This window comes from Flavobacterium sp. LC2016-23, assembly GCF_009674775.1.
Lineage (GTDB): Bacteria > Bacteroidota > Bacteroidia > Flavobacteriales > Flavobacteriaceae > Flavobacterium.
Map to the genome: position 1 here is coordinate 39,210 of NZ_WKKE01000026.1, position 17,318 is coordinate 56,527.

The 17,318-nt window shown below is 35.7% G+C and carries 20 protein-coding genes; 10 read left to right on the forward strand and 10 right to left on the reverse strand.

From position 1 onward, the window contains the following. Positions 1–247 precede the first annotated feature (247 nt). The 3 genes from GJU43_RS19480 to GJU43_RS19490 are packed head-to-tail and all read right to left on the reverse strand — an operon-like array spanning position 248 to position 3,869. Positions 248–2,191 (reverse strand): LTA synthase family protein, encoded by a 1,944-nt coding sequence (locus tag GJU43_RS19480; RefSeq protein ID WP_229655091.1) that lies wholly within the window; start codon positions 2,189–2,191, stop codon positions 248–250. 37 nt (positions 2,192–2,228) lie between these two features. Next, positions 2,229–2,456 carry a hypothetical protein gene (locus tag GJU43_RS19485; RefSeq protein ID WP_127339667.1) on the reverse strand — a complete coding sequence of 76 codons (228 nt, stop codon included), beginning with the start codon at positions 2,454–2,456 and terminating at the stop codon, positions 2,229–2,231. Between the two features lie 27 nt (positions 2,457–2,483). Beyond that, on the reverse strand, positions 2,484–3,869 hold the full coding sequence (locus tag GJU43_RS19490; protein WP_154343111.1) for an MATE family efflux transporter: 1,386 nt from the start codon (positions 3,867–3,869) through the stop codon (positions 2,484–2,486). A 192-nt stretch (positions 3,870–4,061) separates the two neighbouring features. Here GJU43_RS19490 and GJU43_RS19495 point away from each other — a divergent pair, with 192 nt between their 5' ends. After that, on the forward strand, positions 4,062–4,571 hold the full coding sequence (locus tag GJU43_RS19495; protein ID WP_154343113.1) for a hypothetical protein: 510 nt from the start codon (positions 4,062–4,064) through the stop codon (positions 4,569–4,571). Between the two features lie 74 nt (positions 4,572–4,645). Here GJU43_RS19495 and GJU43_RS19500 read toward each other — a convergent pair whose 3' ends face one another. Next, complete coding sequence (locus GJU43_RS19500) at positions 4,646–5,521, reverse strand: PPK2 family polyphosphate kinase (RefSeq protein WP_154343115.1); 876 nt, start codon at positions 5,519–5,521, stop codon at positions 4,646–4,648. A 272-nt stretch (positions 5,522–5,793) separates the two neighbouring features. On the opposite strand from GJU43_RS19500, the gene GJU43_RS19505 reads away from it, so the two are divergent. The 8 genes from GJU43_RS19505 to GJU43_RS19540 all read left to right on the forward strand — a co-directional run bounded on the left by GJU43_RS19505 (position 5,794) and on the right by GJU43_RS19540 (position 11,544). Next, positions 5,794–6,630: a hypothetical protein gene (locus tag GJU43_RS19505; protein WP_154343117.1), complete on the forward strand. Its 837-nt coding sequence runs from the start codon at positions 5,794–5,796 to the stop codon at positions 6,628–6,630. Between the two features lie 49 nt (positions 6,631–6,679). After that, positions 6,680–7,009, forward strand: coding sequence for a hypothetical protein (locus GJU43_RS19510; protein WP_154343119.1), 330 nt, complete (start codon positions 6,680–6,682; stop codon positions 7,007–7,009). Between the two features lie 236 nt (positions 7,010–7,245). Continuing rightward, positions 7,246–7,746 (forward strand): RNA polymerase sigma factor, encoded by a 501-nt coding sequence (locus tag GJU43_RS19515; protein WP_154343219.1) that lies wholly within the window; start codon positions 7,246–7,248, stop codon positions 7,744–7,746. A gap of 2 nt (positions 7,747–7,748) precedes the next feature. Beyond that, complete coding sequence (locus GJU43_RS19520; protein ID WP_154343121.1) at positions 7,749–8,714, forward strand: hypothetical protein; 966 nt, start codon at positions 7,749–7,751, stop codon at positions 8,712–8,714. 26 nt (positions 8,715–8,740) lie between these two features. Continuing rightward, on the forward strand, positions 8,741–9,403 hold the full coding sequence (locus GJU43_RS19525) for a carboxypeptidase-like regulatory domain-containing protein (protein ID WP_154343123.1): 663 nt from the start codon (positions 8,741–8,743) through the stop codon (positions 9,401–9,403). A 96-nt stretch (positions 9,404–9,499) separates the two neighbouring features. After that, entirely contained in the window at positions 9,500–10,087 is a 588-nt protein-coding gene (locus GJU43_RS19530; protein WP_154343125.1) for an LURP-one-related/scramblase family protein, read from the forward strand. A gap of 112 nt (positions 10,088–10,199) precedes the next feature. Then, on the forward strand, positions 10,200–10,916 hold the full coding sequence (locus tag GJU43_RS19535) for a 3-ketoacyl-ACP reductase (RefSeq protein WP_154343127.1): 717 nt from the start codon (positions 10,200–10,202) through the stop codon (positions 10,914–10,916). A 115-nt stretch (positions 10,917–11,031) separates the two neighbouring features. Then, on the forward strand, positions 11,032–11,544 hold the full coding sequence (locus GJU43_RS19540; protein ID WP_154343129.1) for a hypothetical protein: 513 nt from the start codon (positions 11,032–11,034) through the stop codon (positions 11,542–11,544). A 75-nt stretch (positions 11,545–11,619) separates the two neighbouring features. On the opposite strand, the gene mtaB is transcribed toward GJU43_RS19540, so the two are convergent. After that, positions 11,620–12,954, reverse strand: coding sequence for a tRNA (N(6)-L-threonylcarbamoyladenosine(37)-C(2))-methylthiotransferase MtaB (mtaB, locus tag GJU43_RS19545; protein WP_154343131.1), 1,335 nt, complete (start codon positions 12,952–12,954; stop codon positions 11,620–11,622). A gap of 507 nt (positions 12,955–13,461) precedes the next feature. Between mtaB and GJU43_RS19550 the strand changes: the two genes are divergently transcribed. Further along, entirely contained in the window at positions 13,462–13,983 is a 522-nt protein-coding gene (locus GJU43_RS19550) for a hypothetical protein (RefSeq protein WP_132038086.1), read from the forward strand. Between the two features lie 101 nt (positions 13,984–14,084). On the opposite strand, the gene GJU43_RS19555 is transcribed toward GJU43_RS19550, so the two are convergent. From GJU43_RS19555 to GJU43_RS19575, 5 genes are all read right to left on the reverse strand, one after another. Further along, entirely contained in the window at positions 14,085–14,612 is a 528-nt protein-coding gene (locus GJU43_RS19555) for a GNAT family N-acetyltransferase (protein WP_154343133.1), read from the reverse strand. A 2-nt stretch (positions 14,613–14,614) separates the two neighbouring features. Continuing rightward, the gene (locus GJU43_RS19560; RefSeq protein WP_154343136.1) at positions 14,615–15,418 is read right to left on the reverse strand and encodes a Cof-type HAD-IIB family hydrolase; all 804 of its coding nucleotides are present in this window, start codon (positions 15,416–15,418) and stop codon (positions 14,615–14,617) included. 130 nt (positions 15,419–15,548) lie between these two features. Next, on the reverse strand, positions 15,549–15,767 hold the full coding sequence (locus GJU43_RS19565; RefSeq protein WP_059116437.1) for a putative signal transducing protein: 219 nt from the start codon (positions 15,765–15,767) through the stop codon (positions 15,549–15,551). Positions 15,768–15,798: 31 nt separating this feature from the next. After that, positions 15,799–16,614, reverse strand: a complete 816-nt coding sequence (locus GJU43_RS19570; RefSeq protein ID WP_154343138.1) for an alpha/beta hydrolase — start codon at positions 16,612–16,614, stop codon at positions 15,799–15,801. Between the two features lie 18 nt (positions 16,615–16,632). Then, the gene (locus tag GJU43_RS19575) at positions 16,633–17,298 is read right to left on the reverse strand and encodes a DEAD/DEAH box helicase (RefSeq protein ID WP_154343140.1); all 666 of its coding nucleotides are present in this window, start codon (positions 17,296–17,298) and stop codon (positions 16,633–16,635) included. Between the last annotated feature and the right edge of the window lie 20 nt (positions 17,299–17,318).

Genomic DNA, 17,318 nt, shown 5'->3' on the forward strand with positions numbered 1-17,318 from the left:
TACATAAATTTAATTGACCTTACTCTATCACAGGCTTTTCAGGTTACGCCTTTTGGTTTATGATATATCAATTAAATTTATTTTTTGTTACCCTCTCATTTGGCTTTTAATTCAAAAAAAATAAGAATTGTTCCATTGCTTTCATTCTCCTCCAGTTTAAATTGTCAGTAAATCAATCTTTTTAAAAGAAAAAGCTGCTAAGTATGAAATTACATACCCAGCAGCTTTTTTTAAAATGAAGTGAAAATTATTTTTTTGTACCTCTAAGTTTATATTTGTTTTCCTTGTACAAATTTCCTGCTGTAATTACATGTGCCAAAGCATCTTTGGCCAGTTCTTCGTTTAGTTTTACAGGAATCAGGGTCGTATCATTTTTGATTTCAAATTGCAGTGGTTTCAGATTCGGCTGCATAATCACAACCTGATTCTCTACCCTGAACGCATTGATATCATTAAACTGCATAATCGATCGTCCCTGCACTTTAGCGTCCAGTTTATTCAGGTTTCTCCCCACCATTGGCGTTTCAAACGGAATTCCCAAATACCCTAACAAGGTTGGCGGAATATCAATCTGACTTGCCAGTTTGCTGTATACTCCCCCTTTTTGAACTCCGGGTCCCATTATTAAGGCCGGAATATGGAATTTATTGATTGGTACAAGATTCTTTCCGTACGTTCTTGTATTATGATCGGCGATGACAATAAAAATCGTATTTTTAAAATAAGCTTCTTTTTTAGCCATTTCGAAGAATTTTCCAATCGAAAAATCGGCATATTTCATGGCGTTATTTACAGTTGCAGGTTTCTGATCGTATGGTTTTATTCTTCCTGCCGGATATTCAAAAGGTTCGTGATTTGAAGTCGAAAACATTAAGGAGAAGAAAGGTTTGTTGCCTTTCGCCTTAAAATAATTGTTTGCTTTGGTCACTAAATCTTCATCAGAATAGCCCCAGGTTCCTTTGAAAGCATATTTGTTTCCATCAGATTCAAAATCTTCCTGATCCACAATATCCTGAAAACCGTTTCCGTTGAAAAACGAAGCCATATTATCAAAATTGGCCATTCCGCCATAAATAAAACTGGTTTCGTATCCTTTTTGTTTTAAAGCATCCGCCAGGGTAAAAAATCCTTGTTGAGAGTTCCCTAATTTCACTACGCTTTCAGATGGTGAAGGCAGAAATCCGGTCACAACAGCTTCTATTCCGCGTACGCTTCGGGTTCCTGTACAATACAAATTGGTAAATAACAAGCCTTCTTTCGATAATTTATCAAATTCAGGAGTTAGTGGTTTTCCTCCTAAAATCCCAACATACTCTGCACCTAAGCTTTCCTGCAAAAAGATCACCAGATTATAGGGCTTCTGTACCGTTGTATCGGGTTGCTGCACATGAAGAAACGGAATTTCAGCATCGGTAAAATCGGTTGGTCCGGCGATCATGTATTTTTTGACGCGGGCGATCGCTTCGGCTTCCTCCATTTTTCCGTACATTTTGGTGTTTCCTTCATTTTTAATGGAATATGCCGCAAAAGCAACGGTATAAAAAGAATTCAATCCCAAAGTATTGGTTAACTGATCTGTAGAAAAAACAGCATTACTGGCATTGATTGGCCGTTTTGAGGTAAGACTGGAACGGGCTCCGAAAAACAATAAAAAAGCCACTAACGGAAAAACCATTAATTTGAATTTATACGCTGTACTGGTGGTATGAAAAAGTTTTTTCCCTTTTTTGAAAGCAAAATACAAGACCAGCCCCAAAATAAGAAAGGTAACAATGATAGAAGTCAGGTAACTTTTCAGAAGCATCCCGACCACTTCCTTCGGATAAATCAGATAGTCTAAGAAAATTTTATTCGGACGTGTGTCGTATTGTTTTACAAAATCGGGCGAGGCTAATTCAACGAAAAGAATCAGGAACAGGAATAAGAAACTGTAAATCACCAGAAAGTTATTCGTAAACTTAAGCCATTTGCCAGGCAGAAATGTAATTAAAACAAAAGGAAGAAAAGACAAATAACATAACAAGATCATATCCATTCGCAGACCGATTGGAAAAATATACCAGAAATTCGGTGTTTCTACGACTCTTTCTTTAAATAGAAAAAACAAAAATATTCGACTTAAAGTAGTAATCAGCAATCCGATTGCTATGAAATTAAAAACAGGTTTTAAAAAACTTAATTTTTTCATCATAAAGATTTAGAGCTTAAAAAATAGATTCAAAATAAAATTACTCTTCGTAACGGTTTATTTCTCTGTCGTAGAATTCATTTGCCAGAACAATCAAACCTTCCATTTCGGCATTCAGTTCTGCCTCATCAAGATCTTCCGCTTCTTCCATAAATTCAACCTCATCATCTTTTAGGTTGATAATAAATCTTGGATAATCAAGGTGAACGATAAAAATATCATCCGGAAAATCAGTGTTATCTCCGAGTAAAAATTTAGGTAATTCCATTTTTATTTATTTTTTTAAGTTTCAAATTTAGTTATTTGCAACTGAATTATTAATTAATTTTTTGGTTAAGTAATGAAAACGAATGTACAGGAATATTGCCGCTGAAGTTAATCCGGCCAAAAGTCCAATCCAGACTCCCTGTGCTTTCCAGGGGGTGTATTCTGCCAAATAGTAGGAAATCGGAAACCCAATGACCCAATACGCTACAAAAGTAATGTACATCGGTACTTTCACATCCTGCAAACCTCGCAAAGCGCCTAAGACCACTACCTGAATTCCGTCGGAAATCTGAAAAACCGCGGCTATTAAAAGTAATTTTGAAGCAATCTCTATTACTTCTGTATTGTCTGTAAGCTGCAATGTATTTTCCATATTCAGAAAGAGATAAGGCAAAATGCTATGAAAGGCAATAAATACCGCTGCAAAAACAACTTCCAGAATAATAGACAGCAAAAACACAGATCGCGCTACGACTACGAGTTTTTTATAATCCATCAGACCTCTTTGATTACTGACACGAATCATGGAAACAACACTAAGCCCCATAGCAAACATAAAAGTCAGGGAAGAAAGACTTAGAGCTACCTGATTGGCGGCCTGACTTGTTTTCCCGATATTGCCACAAAGCCAGATGGAAGCTGTAAAAAGTACTACTTCAAAAAGCATCTGCATGGCGGATGGCAAACCTAAGCTTATAATTTTTCTAAGGGTTTCTTTCTTGATTTCTTCAAAACTAAAATTCTGAAAGTAAGTTTTAAGCTGTTCTCTTCTCGACAGGATAATGTGCATGAAAAGGACCATCATAATTCTTGAAATTACGGTTCCCAAAGCTGCGCCTACAATTCCCATTTTAGGAAAAATCCAGACGCCGTAAATCAGCATATAGTTAATTCCGACATGAATTATATTGGCCATAATAATGGCATACATTGAGTATTTGGTCATCGATAAGCCATCGGCGAATTGTTTGTATCCCTGATAGATAATAAGCGGCACCAGAGAAAACGCTACCCAGGCCAGGTAAGGTTTTGCCAGGACAATAACATCTGCAGGCTGGTGCAGTAATTCCATCAAAGGCATAGCCAGCACAATTACTCCGAAAAGCAAAAGACCCAGAATGATACATAAAAACAATCCGTGGTGAAACGCAGCACGAATTTTTGATGGATTTTTTTCGGCATCAGCCTCTGCTACAATAGGAGTGATAGCGGTAGAAAATCCTATTCCTAAAGACAAGGCTATAAAAATCATACTATTGCCCAGCGAAACTGCTGCCAGTTCTGTACTTCCCAATTTCCCTACCATTATATTATCGACGATACCAATTAAGGTATGTCCGACCATTCCCAGAATAATGGGATAGGCCAGTCTTAAATTATAAGAGAACTCTTTTGTGTAATTTTTTAAATTCAATTTTACTGCTTTTAAGCTGGCAAAGATACTGAGAAGCTTTGAATTCTTTTCTATTATCAAAAATATAAGCAAAAATTAAGAATATGCTTCATAATCCCCAGATTATATAACAATTGTCAAGAATTATATAACAAAGCCCATATGCTTAGATTTTACTTTTACACCATTAAATAATTAAAAAAAATTGTCACAATGAAATTAGGAAATCTAAAAATGTTATGCCTTGCACTTATTGCTTTATTATACGCCAACACAACTTTCGCTCAGGACAGTGAAATTAAAAATTACGATCAGGGATTCAGATTAGGATTTGGAATAAATGGAGGTATACCAACTGACAAGGATTATAATTGGGCACTTGGCGGAGATGTACGTCTGCAATATGACTTAACCAAAAGAGCGTCATTAACCCTGACAACAGGTTTTACCAATTTATTTAAGGGAGGCGATGCCAAGGACCTTGGATTTATTCCGGCAAAAGCAGGTTTTAAAGCCTTTGTATGGGAAGACCAATTTTATGTTTTAGGTGAAGTCGGTGCCGGTTTTGCTGTTACGAACGGTTACAACAACACAACATTTTTATGGGCTCCGGGAATCGGGTACGCCAATAAGTACATCGATCTTAGTGTTCGATATGAAGACTATCACGATTTCAAAACCAATCAGGTAGCATTGCGCGTAGCCTACGGTTTTGATTTGTAAAAATACATTTATTTTTATTCTTTTGTTTTTGGTAAAAACCCGGCAGTTGCTCATAGGCTGTCGGGTTTTTTATTTTATTTTTCTAATTCTTTTTTATACAGTTCAAAATTGGCTTTTATTTCATCATCCAGTTCAGGTTCTTTAATGTCGGTATACTTTTGCATTTCTTCCCAGATAATTTTGGCTACAATATACCGGGCCATTTCCTTATCATCGGCAGGAACAATGTACCAGGGCGCATGATCGGTTGATGTTTTATTAATAGCCTGCTGATAATATTTCTGGTATTCCTCCCAATGTTCACGTTCTTTTAGGTCCCCCGGTGAAAATTTCCAATTGTGTTTTCCTTCTTCCAGACGGCGCAGCAATCGTTGGCGCTGTTCTTCTTTGCTAAGGTGCAGAAAAAATTTCATTACAATAGTGCCGTTTGCAGCAATATGTTTTTCGAAATTATTGATTTGCTCTATCCTGTTTTTCCAAAATTTTGGTTTAATATCTTCTACCGAATTGATTCCGGGCAGGTTTTCACTTAAAATAAATTCCGGATGCACACGTGTTACCAGCACATTCTCATAATGCGTCCTGTTAAAAATGGCAAACTTCCCTTTTTCCGGAAGTGCAATATAATGTCTCCATAAATAATCGTGTTCTAATTCAGTTGAATTGGGTGTTTTAAAACTATGCACCACCACTCCACGCGGATTAAATTCCTTAAACACTTCCCGAATAAGACTGTCTTTCCCTGAAGTATCCATTCCCTGCAGACAAATCAGGACGCTGTATTTATTGTGCGAATACATCACATCCTGCAAGTCGCTCAGTTTTGCCTGAACCTTATCCAGTTTTTCTTCTTTTTCGTCATCATCCGCTTTGATATCCAGCAGCGTCGGAATATTCTTTAAACTTATTTTCTGAACAACTTTAAAATCATTTGGGTCTATCGATTTCATATTCACAAATTTTATTATTATTGGTATTTGATCTGTTATTACCGATTAGTGAGGGTAATTTCACAGCATTCCGTTTTATCGTAATAGTAAATATAGTACTTTTACGAAGCATATTCCTGCTATTCATTGCAATACTTTTTCAATAAATTGTTTTTTCCAAGCCATAACAAGAGCTTCCGTTGGTCGCTTTGTTCTGCCGGAAAAAATACAATTTCTCCTCAAAGTATTTTCATTGCTATCAGGGCTGGGCACTCTTTTACAAAACAAAATTCATGGAAAAATTCACTTTAGAAATATTATTTCAAATCATCGGAATCGGTTCGGCATCAGGATTATTCTTCAATAACAATTCCCTTTATATCATTGGTGACAACAGTGGATTCTTATACGAATACAACATGCAGGACCAGCATTTAAGCCAACATCCTTTGATTGATAATCCATCGCAGAATATTCCCAAAAATATCAAACCTGATTTTGAATCTATTACCCATCACAATGATACGTTGTATGTTTTTGGCTCGGGTTCGACCGAAAACCGGAACAAAATGATTGCGTTCGATCTGAAAACCAAAACGATTTTACAAAAAAACAATTTGGTCGACTTATACAGTCTAATGCAAAGTTTCGGAGAAATAAAACCGGAAGATTTCAATCTGGAAGGTGCCATTTTCGATGGAGAAAACTGGTACTTATTCAATCGCGGAAACGGAAAGTCAAACAAAAACACCATCTTCACCATCCATGCTAAAAATTTAGGAGAAGAATTTGCCCTGGTTGCCACCAACTACAAACTGCCTAAAATAAAAGGAGTCCGTTGCGGTTTTACCGATGCGGTTTTAGTCGAAGACAAAATCTATTTCCTTTCAACCGCCGAAGATACCCAATCTACTTACGACGACGGGGAAGTCCTCGGAAGCTTCATCGGACGCATTGATCTCAAAACCATGAAAATCGATTTCACCCAAAAAATAACCTCCGCCAACAAATTTGAAGGCCTGACTTTCTACAAAAAAGAAAATAGTAAAATTGAGTTTTTGCTTTGCGAGGATAATGACACGGAACTTTTGGAAACCAAGATTTTTAAGTTGAGTTTGCTGGTTAAGTAAATTCAATATTTTTAATAGAGAGATAGCATCGTTAATTCAAAAGTTAAGAATGAATAAAGAAGTAATAATTAATAATTTTAGTCGATCGCTAAAAAATTTATCGTTAGAGGCTGATGAACAAATAGCATCATTTCCAAACTTTGTTGTTGTAACAGATGAATTATTATTGGATTTTAATCATTTCTATGAGGTTATAAAAGAAAACTATTCAGGTCTCTTTTCTGAGGAACAAATAAAAGTGTTAGATCATATAAACTTTTATATTGACCAAATACCTTCTGAAGATTTATCTATAAGTGAAATAGATGAGTTGACAAATTATTCTTTCTGGAAACAACTAAGAATTTTGTCAAGAGAAGCAATTTTAAAATTAGAATAAAATTAAATACATTTTTAATATCAAGTATTTTATGATATCACAAAACGGGAGAATATCATTGCGGGAGACGCACCGCTGTGCGCCTCTACGATAAACCTTTGTCGCTTTGCAACTTTGAACCTTTGAACCTTTAAAAAAAAAATCATCATCGTCCCAACCTTTTTATCTTTTTAACCCTCTTAAGTATAAAGACAACAATTGTGATAAACGAAACTCAGATTTCCAACTGCAAAAAAATGCAACGTGATGCGCAGCGTCAGGTGTATGAGTATATGGCTCCAAAGCTGTATCGCCTCTGCAAACGATACCTAAAAAAGGAAGAAGAAATAGAAGAAGCCCTGGCCGATGCTTTCTATACCATCTTTACCAAAATAGAACAGCTTAAGGAAGTTCAGGCTTTTGAGGCCTGGGCCAGAAAAATAACGGTGAACCATTGTTTGGCGACTATTAAGAAAAATACAAATTTCAATATGTATCTTGATGATGTCAAATTGCTGTCACAACCTTTTACGGACGAAATTACGCATTTAGAAGAAGAAGATTTACTCAATTTATTAAACCATATTCCGGATGGCTGCAAAACTGTTTTTAACCTTTTTGTCATAGAAGGTTACGGACATAAAGAAATAGCCGCGATGCTCAACATTTCTGAAGGCACCTCAAAATCACAATTGAATGCTTCCAAAACCAAGCTCAAGGAATTAGTAAACAAATTGTATTATCAAAAAGCAAAATAGTCATGGACAATCACGATAAATTATTCGAAAAAATAAAAGAAGCTTCGCACAACGCCGAGAGCAAAGATTTTCCCGCAATGGATAAAGTCTGGTCCCGCGTTGAAGAAAAACTGGACAAAAAAGAAGATAAAAAAACAATAGCATTATGGAAAAAAATTGCCATTGCCGCTTCTCTGTTATTGGTTATTTCTTTAGGCTCTCAATTTATAAAAACAAACAATACCTCAACTATTCAGGAAACAAATCAGGTAGTAACGAATGAAACCCAAAAAGAACCGATTCAAACCGGTTTAGAAAAAAATAAAATTGCAACGTCTGAAGACTCAGGAATCATATCAAAAACGGAAGCGACAGAAATCCTGAACAACCAAATTAAGCAACAGCAAAAAGTAGCGATTCAGGAAACACATAGTGCCAACAAACAGACAATTGATTACGAATCAGTTCCTTCAATTGCAGCTGATCAAGTTGCGGCACCTGCTCCGTCAATTTCTTCCGGTTTTTCAAGCGAAGAAGATTCGGTTGAAAAAGACAAAGCCTTTGCTCCCGTTGCGGCATCAAGGCCTTTAAAAGGCGAATCTTACCGAATGGCTGCTGCCGAGAAAGAAACTCAGATGGCCAAAAAAAGTGCGCCCCTGGTGATCCTGAACGGAAAAGCAATTTCCCATACAGATGACGCCAAAAGAGACAAGATGATGCAGGGAGAGCTTTCGAACTTAAATCCGGAAAATGTAGAATCGCTGGTAGTTCTGGACGAGCCATTATACATTATTGACGGCAATTATTATTCTGAAGATGATCTGTTCGGTAAAAATCCAAAAAGTCCGTACGCTCCATTAAACAGACAGGAGATCAAAACCATTACTATTCTGCAGGATCTTGAAGCGACCGAAAAATATGGTGAAAAAGGAAAAAAAGGCGTTGTCATAATCACCACCAAAACCGGAAAACCAGCTCCGCAGCAATAGCAAAAACTTCACTTAAATCTACTATCATGAAAAGTCTCAAACTTCTTTCATTAGTCCTTGCTATGCTGGTAGGTTTCGTATCCGCTGCACAGCAAAAAATAATAACAGGAACTGTTTCCGATTACAATACTGTTCTCCTGGCCGGAGCATCTGTTAAAATTCAGCAATCAGGAAAAGAAACTGCCACCAATTTCGAGGGAGAATATACAATTGCTGCCCAAAAAGGGGATTCGCTCATTTTTAGTTATGTGGGATGTCAGCTACAAACACAAGTCGTAGGAAATAAAAATGTTATGAATGTACAATTAACCACCAGTCCCCCGCTCCCTGAAAAATTTGGTTATAATCCGCAAATCACTGATAAACAGTATCTCCGGTTAACCGAATCCCAAATCAGAAATATTGATTCTGTTCCATCCAACAAGGAACCGTTGTATATTGTTGACGGGGTTCCGGTGAAATCACAGCAAATAGCAAGAATCAATCCTTATGATATTGAGAATATCAGCGTCTTAAAAGAAAACGAAGCTACTTCACTTTATGGCATCAGAGCATATTACGGAGCCATTATTATTAGTACAAAAAACGAAGTGTACAAGAATCTTACAGCCGAAGAAACAGCTATTGAATTAATGAAGCTCCCGGTTCCTTTCTCAAAAAAACAAATTAAGAAAGATTTAAATTATTAAAAGTGTTTGAAATCGCTTTTGGCTTCATCATAGTTATTTTACTACATTTGGTTTTTAATAAAAGCCTTTAATAAATTAACTTTAAATCAAAATTTAATGAATCCTATTTTAAATCAGAATTTATTCCTTGTAAAAGAACATGTTGGTATGTTTAAAGCAGCTAACAACTACGATATTTATGATCCCGAAACCAATCAGATCATTATGAATTGCCGCGAAAATAACCTTGGCTTTTTCACCAAAGTATTTCGTTTTACTGATTATAAAAGAATGACTCCTTTTGATGTTGAAATTACAACTGCTTCCGGTGAAAAATTAATTACCGTAAGACGTGGTGTTGCCGTTTTCCGTTCGACTGTTGAAGTTCTGGATGAAAAAGATCGTTTGGTAGGCACTTTCAAACAAAAGTTCTTTTCTTTTGGCGGGAAATTTGAAATTCTGGATAAAAATGAAAGACCTTGTGCCACTCTTCAGGGAAAATGGACCGGTTGGGATTTTAAATTTTCGCATGAAAACAGGCAATTGGCTCAGGTTAGCAAAAAGTGGGCAGGAATGGGCAAAGAACTTTTTACCAGTGCAGACAATTATGTGCTTCAGATTGAAGAGCACGTAGCAGCCGACAGTCCGTTGAGGCAATTAATCCTTGGAGCTGTGATGTGTATCGATATGGTTCTGAAAGAATAAGAAAGTTGTTAAACTTAGATTAAGAAAAAACGGAAAGCATCATTTTAGAAATCAAAAGAATTATTTTTGTGTCACTAAGAATGATGCTTTCTGCATTTCAAAAAATACGACCATGACAGATTTAAAAAATAAAAATGCCCTGATTACCGGAGCCGGGAAAGGAATCGGAAAAGCAATCGCTATAGCGTTAGCCAAAGAAGGCGTCAACGTAATCCTGATTTCCAGAACCCAGGCTGATGTGGATCAACTGAGCGCTGAAATTTCCAATTTAGGTGTAAAGGCTTTGGCTCTAAGTGCTGATGTTTCAGATATTACTTCTATCAATACAGCAGTAGAAAAAGCATTGGCTGAGTTTACCAACATTGATATTTTAATCAACAATGCCGGTATTGCTGCTTTTGGAAAATTCCTTGAACTGGAGCCGGCTGCCTGGGAAAAAATCATTCAGGTGAATTTAATGGGAACCTATTACACGACCCGCGCTGTTTTACCCAACATGATTGAAAGACAAACAGGCGACATCATCAACATTTCGTCTACTGCAGGTTTAAACGGAAATGCCTTAACCAGTGCGTACAGTGCTTCTAAATTTGCTGTAATGGGTTTAACCGATTCGTTAATGCAGGAAATGAGAAAACACAATATTCGTGTTACGGCACTAACGCCAAGTACAGTAGCTACCGATCTGGCTTTGGATTTAAACTTAACGGACGGAAATCCGGAAAAAGTAATGCAGCCGGAAGATATTGCCGAATTAATCATTGCGCAACTGAAATTAAACCGCAGGGTTTTTATTAAAAACAGCAGTATCTGGTCGACAAATCCATAGATTAAAAATAAATTCCAAAAAAATTTAAATTCCAAATTCCATGCGCTAATTGGAATTTGGCGTTTGGAATTTGGAATTTGGAATTTTAAAAAGATTGGAATTTTAAAAAAACAAGATGGAACAATATTTAAGACAATTAATTGCGATAGAATTCACAGACAAAAAAGAAATTTTTACCGGCTTTCTTATTGATTATTCCGATGACTGGATTTTACTAAGAAATAATCCTGTTGATTATATTCTTGACGGGTTTGTGATTCTAAAAAACAAAAATATCGAAGCTGTTCACAGAGATCAGGACCTTGCTTTTACTGAAAAAGTAATCCGTATGAAAGGTTTGAAAACAAATGCCGAAGATATTATTCCGATAAGAGATCTGGCTTCTATTGTGAATTTCATTACTGATAAATATGGGATTTTCCAGATTTCAAAAAAATCGGCCAAATCTGCTTATTTAGGCAAATTAATCGAATTAACCGACGAAGAACTGACAATTGACTTCGTGGACATAAAAGGAAAGTTTGGAGGCGAATTAAGCTTTAATCCGCAAAAAATAAGAGTAATTGAATTTGATACGGATTATATCAATTCCCTGAAATTGGTAATTCAGGAAGATGCGAAACAGTAGTTAAACAGTTAGTTCATTCTATAAAAACAGAAAAGCCCTTTAAAGGGCTTTTTGTTTATTTTTTCATTTCGATTTTTATGCTTCCGTCAGTTTATGTGAAAACTCCAGGCGAACACTTCCGTCTTCGTCTATTTTTGTTAGGTTAATTTCCTGCAAAGTATTGACTAATTCAGGATTCCACGGCGTTTTTACTTTTACGTAATTTTCGGTAAAACCGTGAATATAGCCTTCCTTATTTTCGCTTTCAAATAAAACCGTTCTGTTGGTTCCTATCTGGCTTTCGTAAAAAGCACGACGCTTTTTAACCGATAAACCACGTAACATTTTACTGCGCTTTGCTCTTACGTTTGCAGGAACAATTCCGGGCATATTTGCGGCTTCGGTATTGTCTCTTTCCGAATACGTAAATACGTGTAAATAGGAAATATCCATTTCATTTAGAAAATGGTACGTTTCTAAAAAGTGTTCATCTGTTTCTCCGGGAAAACCGACAATAACATCGACACCGATACAGGCATGCGGCATTACTTCACGGATTTTATTCACACGTTCTGTATACACTTCACGCAAGTAACGTCGTTTCATTAATTTTAAAATATCGTTACTTCCGGATTGTAACGGGATATGAAAATGCGGTACAAAAGTTCTGCTTTTCGAAACAAAATCGATTGTTTCATTTTTCAACAGATTAGGTTCAATAGATGAAATTCGCAAACGTTCAATTCCTTCTACTTTGTCCAATGCCTGGACTAAATCCAGAAACGTATGTTCGTGTTTTTTATTTCCGAATTCCCCTTTCCCATAATCACCGATATTGACTCCGGTCAAAACAATTTCTTTAATGTTTTGAGTCGATATTTCTTTGGCATTTTGCAAAACGTTTTCAAGGGCATCACTTCGCGAAATTCCCCTTGCCAGTGGAATTGTACAATAGGTACATTTATAATCGCAGCCGTCCTGTACTTTCAAAAAAGCACGGGTACGGTCACCAATAGAATAACTTCCTACGTAAAAGTCGGCATCAGCAATTTCGCAGGAGTGTACTTCACCCATATCGTTTTTGCTTAAGTCATGAATATAATCGGTAATTTTAAATTTTTCGGTAGCCCCCAAAACCAAATCAACGCCATCAACAGCTGCTAATTCTTCAGGTTTTAGTTGTGCATAACACCCAACTGCGGCTACAAAAGCTTTTTCGTTAAGTTTCATTGCTTTTTTTACCACCTGCTTAAATTGCTTATCGGCGTTCTCTGTAACCGAACAGGTATTGATCACATAAATGTCTGCTATTTCTTCAAAATCGACACGATCAAAACCTTCGTCAGTAAAATTTCGGGCGATTGTGGAAGTTTCTGAAAAATTCAGTTTGCAACCAAGCGTATAAAAGGCAACTTTTTTTCTATTTTCCATAGGAATACACTACATTTTAAGTAGTAAGATATTATATTTACATCTTCAATTGAAGAGTTTGCAAATTTACATACAATATTCTTTAAAATAAAATCAACAATACACTATATATCAACATTTTGTATTAATCGAATATTTAAATTTGACGTAAAAACCATAAATTGAACCCGGTAATATCTAAAATAAGTTTTTACCTTAAAAGATTGCAAATCTTATTTCAATAAGAATTAAATGACAAAAACATCGATTAAATGCAAATAATATCGATTAAATACATTTTTTTGAAAATTAAATTAAAATTTTCTTACATTTAACTTTCAAAAAACTGCTTTTACCCGAATAAGGTTAAGCAATTAAAAATTTAACATAAATAAATTAATTTAACAACAGATTTTTCCATAACAATTTTGATATTTTGTCGTTATGTTGTTGTTTTGTTTAATAAAGTAAAATGGGAAAGCCGAAAACCATAAAGAGTAGGCAAAAATTAAAAACTCCAAACTTATTATGAAAGCATTTTTACCCACAATCTGCTTGATGTTCTTAACCATTTTCAGTTCGCAAGCGCAAACTGCTGCTGCTCCGGCTACTAATCCGTTCCCATCCATTAGTACATTAACAAGCTGGGCCAGTTTAAACTCTCAATCACAATTTGATATTGCAATTCGTGCTGTGGGGTTTAAATTTGAAGTAAAAGAACCAGGAGAAGGATCTACTGCATATACTTACATCCGCAAAGTAATGGTTAATGAAGTGAACTATACAGATAGAATTGTCTACAGAATTACCAATAATAATTCTGCAAGTATAATCTCATTAGTAACTGCTTCTACTGATTTAGTTAGTTTGTACACCCCGCAATTGGCGACTTTTAAAAACAACAATTGCAAAACAGAGATGTCTAAAGACAAAAACACCACCTGTACTTGTTACGAAAGTGTAAATTTTGCTATCGATCTTTGCGACGAACGCGTAAAATTAACAATGGGTGACGGAAATAAATATTTTGTTTCTGTAGCTAAAAAATAATTCTGAATATTCAGAAACATAAACTTCGAGCTGTTTTCCAAATCTTTTTAAATCTTCAGGAGTAAGTTTAAAAAGGTTTGGGATGCATTTCTTAGAAAAAATTATAAGTTTGGATTCTTTGCCTCGTACCAGACAGCCAGTTCTTCTTCATACTCAAAAGAATTTACGTACTGCAAACCCAGCTTTTCTAAAATTCTTCGGGAGTTCTCATTCCCAGCGTCTGCATAAGCATAAAGAGCCTTTACTTTCATTACATTAAAAGCATAAGCTGTAAAAGCTTTTCCGGCTTCGGTTGCATAACCTTTTCCCCAGTGTCTTTCGATGAAACGATATCCAATTTCATAAAAATCTTTATGATTATTGATTTCATCCGTTATAAATTTGATTCCGGACCACCCCAAAAATTCGTTGGTTTCTTTTAGAATAACCGCCCAACGGCCTGTGCCAAAATCTTTATACTGCTGCTGAACAAAATTAATATAAGCGCGACTTTCATCAATATGAGTAACAGGTTTATTCCCTAAATACGTATGCACATTTGGATTCGAATCCAATTCAAACATGCCCGCATCGTCTGAAGAAAGAAATTCCCTTAAGATCAGACGTTCTGTTTCAATTGGTGTTTTCATTTCTAATTTAAAATAAAACGCTGCACTACCTCGGCAACACCGTCATTATTATTGGAAGCCACAATCAAATTGGCTCTGTCGCGTAATTCAGGGGTTACATTATCCACCCAAACGCCAAGTCCGGCATATTCAATCATGGTGAGGTCATTTCCGGCATTTCCTACTGCAATAATTTCACTTTGATGAATATTGAGCTTTGCTGCCAGAAGTTTAAGACTCGCCGCTTTATCGATTCCCTGCTGAGCTGCTTCCAAAAAGAAAGGTTTAGACATGGCCACACTTAAATGAGGCATTGCTGCTTTCAGGTCCTGCTCTACTTCTTTTAAATAAGAAGGCTCTTCCAATAAAATACATTTTACTGCCGCTCTGTTTACGGCGTCCTTAAAACTTGGTACTTTGCGATGTGGCAATCCTGTTATTTCTTTTTCAATTTCAATATACTCCGAATCGGTTTCGCTGATAATTTCGTTATCCAGATAAGTAATAATATGGGTTTTCATCTTCACACTATAATCGTACAATTCATGAATCTGTTCGATTGTCAGTTTTTGCTCAAATAAAATAAGATCCTCTTTTACCGTACTAATAATAGCTCCGTTAAATGAAATAATAAATGAATCGTTCAGATCTAATTCTAATTCTTTGGCATAAGCCGTCATCGCAGAAGTTGGGCGGCCGGAAGCCAAAACCACGTAAACACCTTTTGCCTGGGCTTTAAGAAGCACTTTTTTATTTAATTCCGAAATTTTATGATCGTCAGTCAACAAGGTATCATCCATGTCGAGCACCAGCATTTTATATTGCATGTTTTTTTACTTTTAAGTCGCAGTCTCGGTTTTCAGTCCCAGTCCCAGTCCCAGTTTTCAGTCCCAGTCGCAGTCTCAGTTTTCAGTCTTCGACAAATTGAGACTGAAAACTGAGACTGAAAACTGCCTTTTAGATACTCATTCTGAAATCTTCGATCACAGGATTTGCTTTTGCGAAATCTGTTTCTTGTATAAATACTTCTACTGCCAGATCTGTCTGCCCAAAGCCACCTAATCTTGCGGATTGAATATTATCTTTTTTAGTAGTTTCTACTCCTGCTTCTTCTAATCTTTGCTGCAAAGCAATGGCTAAAACTTCACTTCCTGAAAACACCTTCATTAATCCCATAACATTTTATTTTTTTATTATTATTTAATTCTTACTCTAAAATTACTTTTAACTGATTCTGAAAATCATTATTTTCATTCATTCCAATATGATCCTGATCCCTCAATGGGTAAAAATGTCCATTTGATCTTAATATTTTACCCAGACGAATGGAATTTTCATAAGGAATCAATTGATCATTAGTTCCATGAAAAATATAAACCGGGCCTTTAATTTTGGGCAAATATTCATACGTTTCAAAATGAAACTTTTTCATAAAGTCCGGAAAAAACGGTACTCTCGTACTTGATAATTCCGTGAAACTATAATACGGGGCCTGCAAAAGTAAAGCTTTAGGCTTATTCTCTGAAGCCAATATAGCTGCAAGTCCTGAACCAATTGAATAGCCTGCAACAATAATTTTATTTTCGGGATATCGCTCTTTCAATTTTTTATAAACAATAGAAATATCCTTATTTAATTGTTCTTCATTTTCAATTTCGCCTTCACTTTTACCAAAACTTCTGTAATCTAAAATAAAAATATCATATCCCAAATTAGTATACGTACTCGCTATTTTGCCCCAGGTTTCTAATGTTCCGGCATTTCCGTGAAGATAAAAAACAAGCCCTTTGGATTTCTCTGATTTAAACAGAAGTCCATTCAGGTTTGCGCCATCGAAAGACTTGATATTTAACTCCTCAAACTTTTGGTGATACTCGAATCGATACTCTTTTGAAAGTCTTTCACTTTGAAAAACCATTCCAATCTGATTGAAATAAACATAGGAAATAACAATAACATAAATAACAACGAAAAAAACTAAAAGTACAATCGCTAAAAATTTAAATGTTTTTAATATCTCCATGAATACTTTTTAAATCGATTATTCCTCTTCTTCAATCTGGCCTTCTTCCTCGTCCAGTTCCTCTTCCCCTTCTTCATCCATATCAAAAAGATACGGTTCCAGCAACATTTTGTCTGCCAAAATTTCGATACGTTCCGTTAATACTTCGGCAAAAATAAGACGTTGTGTTTTGGCGATACTGTTAGAAATACGCATGATTTTAGTTTCATGACGTAGCTTTAAAATCGGATCTGAATCATCCAGAATAAACATTTTAAGACGGTTTACATTGTAACCTGCCGTCGTAAACATATCACTCAATTTATTTGGTGTTCCGATTAAAACATCAACTCCCGTAGAAATATAGTTTTTATCGTAATCCATGTCTCCTTTATCATGAACACCATACACTTCAAGGTTGGTGTACTTTCCGTATTTCGCAAAAAGTTCAACCATTTCCAATACTTTGGTTTTGTCTTCCACAATAATCAAAGCTCTTGGTGATTCTTCTACCTGACCTGCCAATTGCTGAATAACATTCAGAACAATTGTCGTTGATTTTCCGCTTTGTTTTGGAGAAAGAATAATACAGTCAGCACCACTTTTTATAGTCGAAAAAGTTTCTTTCTGTAATACATTAGGTTCTGTCAGACCATTTTCTATTAAGGCGTCCTGTAGCTTCTCGTTTATTTTTTTTAGTTTCATTTTTTTTAATGCTGTAAGCT

Bases quoted from the DNA above. Each gene is read 5' to 3' on its own strand.
- GJU43_RS19505 (WP_154343117.1), top strand. From the start codon at position 5,794: ATGGAAAAATTCACTTTAGAAATATTATTTCAAATCATCGGAATCGGT.
- GJU43_RS19525 (WP_154343123.1), top strand. From the start codon at position 8,741: ATGAAAAGTCTCAAACTTCTTTCATTAGTCCTTGCTATGCTGGTAGGT.
- GJU43_RS19575 (WP_154343140.1), bottom strand. From the start codon at position 17,298: ATGAAACTAAAAAAAATAAACGAGAAGCTACAGGACGCCTTAATAGAA.
- GJU43_RS19500 (WP_154343115.1), bottom strand. From the start codon at position 5,521: ATGAAATCGATAGACCCAAATGATTTTAAAGTTGTTCAGAAAATAAGT.
- mtaB (WP_154343131.1), bottom strand. From the start codon at position 12,954: ATGGAAAATAGAAAAAAAGTTGCCTTTTATACGCTTGGTTGCAAACTG.
- GJU43_RS19480 (WP_229655091.1), bottom strand. From the start codon at position 2,191: ATGATGAAAAAATTAAGTTTTTTAAAACCTGTTTTTAATTTCATAGCA.
- GJU43_RS19550 (WP_132038086.1), top strand. From the start codon at position 13,462: ATGAAAGCATTTTTACCCACAATCTGCTTGATGTTCTTAACCATTTTC.
- GJU43_RS19540 (WP_154343129.1), top strand. From the start codon at position 11,032: ATGGAACAATATTTAAGACAATTAATTGCGATAGAATTCACAGACAAA.
- GJU43_RS19570 (WP_154343138.1), bottom strand. From the start codon at position 16,614: ATGGAGATATTAAAAACATTTAAATTTTTAGCGATTGTACTTTTAGTT.
- GJU43_RS19535 (WP_154343127.1), top strand. From the start codon at position 10,200: ATGACAGATTTAAAAAATAAAAATGCCCTGATTACCGGAGCCGGGAAA.
- GJU43_RS19520 (WP_154343121.1), top strand. From the start codon at position 7,749: ATGGACAATCACGATAAATTATTCGAAAAAATAAAAGAAGCTTCGCAC.
- GJU43_RS19515 (WP_154343219.1), top strand. From the start codon at position 7,246: ATGCAACGTGATGCGCAGCGTCAGGTGTATGAGTATATGGCTCCAAAG.
- GJU43_RS19485 (WP_127339667.1), bottom strand. From the start codon at position 2,456: ATGGAATTACCTAAATTTTTACTCGGAGATAACACTGATTTTCCGGAT.
- GJU43_RS19555 (WP_154343133.1), bottom strand. From the start codon at position 14,612: ATGAAAACACCAATTGAAACAGAACGTCTGATCTTAAGGGAATTTCTT.
- GJU43_RS19510 (WP_154343119.1), top strand. From the start codon at position 6,680: ATGAATAAAGAAGTAATAATTAATAATTTTAGTCGATCGCTAAAAAAT.
- GJU43_RS19565 (WP_059116437.1), bottom strand. From the start codon at position 15,767: ATGGGATTAATGAAGGTGTTTTCAGGAAGTGAAGTTTTAGCCATTGCT.
- GJU43_RS19530 (WP_154343125.1), top strand. From the start codon at position 9,500: ATGAATCCTATTTTAAATCAGAATTTATTCCTTGTAAAAGAACATGTT.
- GJU43_RS19495 (WP_154343113.1), top strand. From the start codon at position 4,062: ATGAAATTAGGAAATCTAAAAATGTTATGCCTTGCACTTATTGCTTTA.
- GJU43_RS19560 (WP_154343136.1), bottom strand. From the start codon at position 15,418: ATGCAATATAAAATGCTGGTGCTCGACATGGATGATACCTTGTTGACT.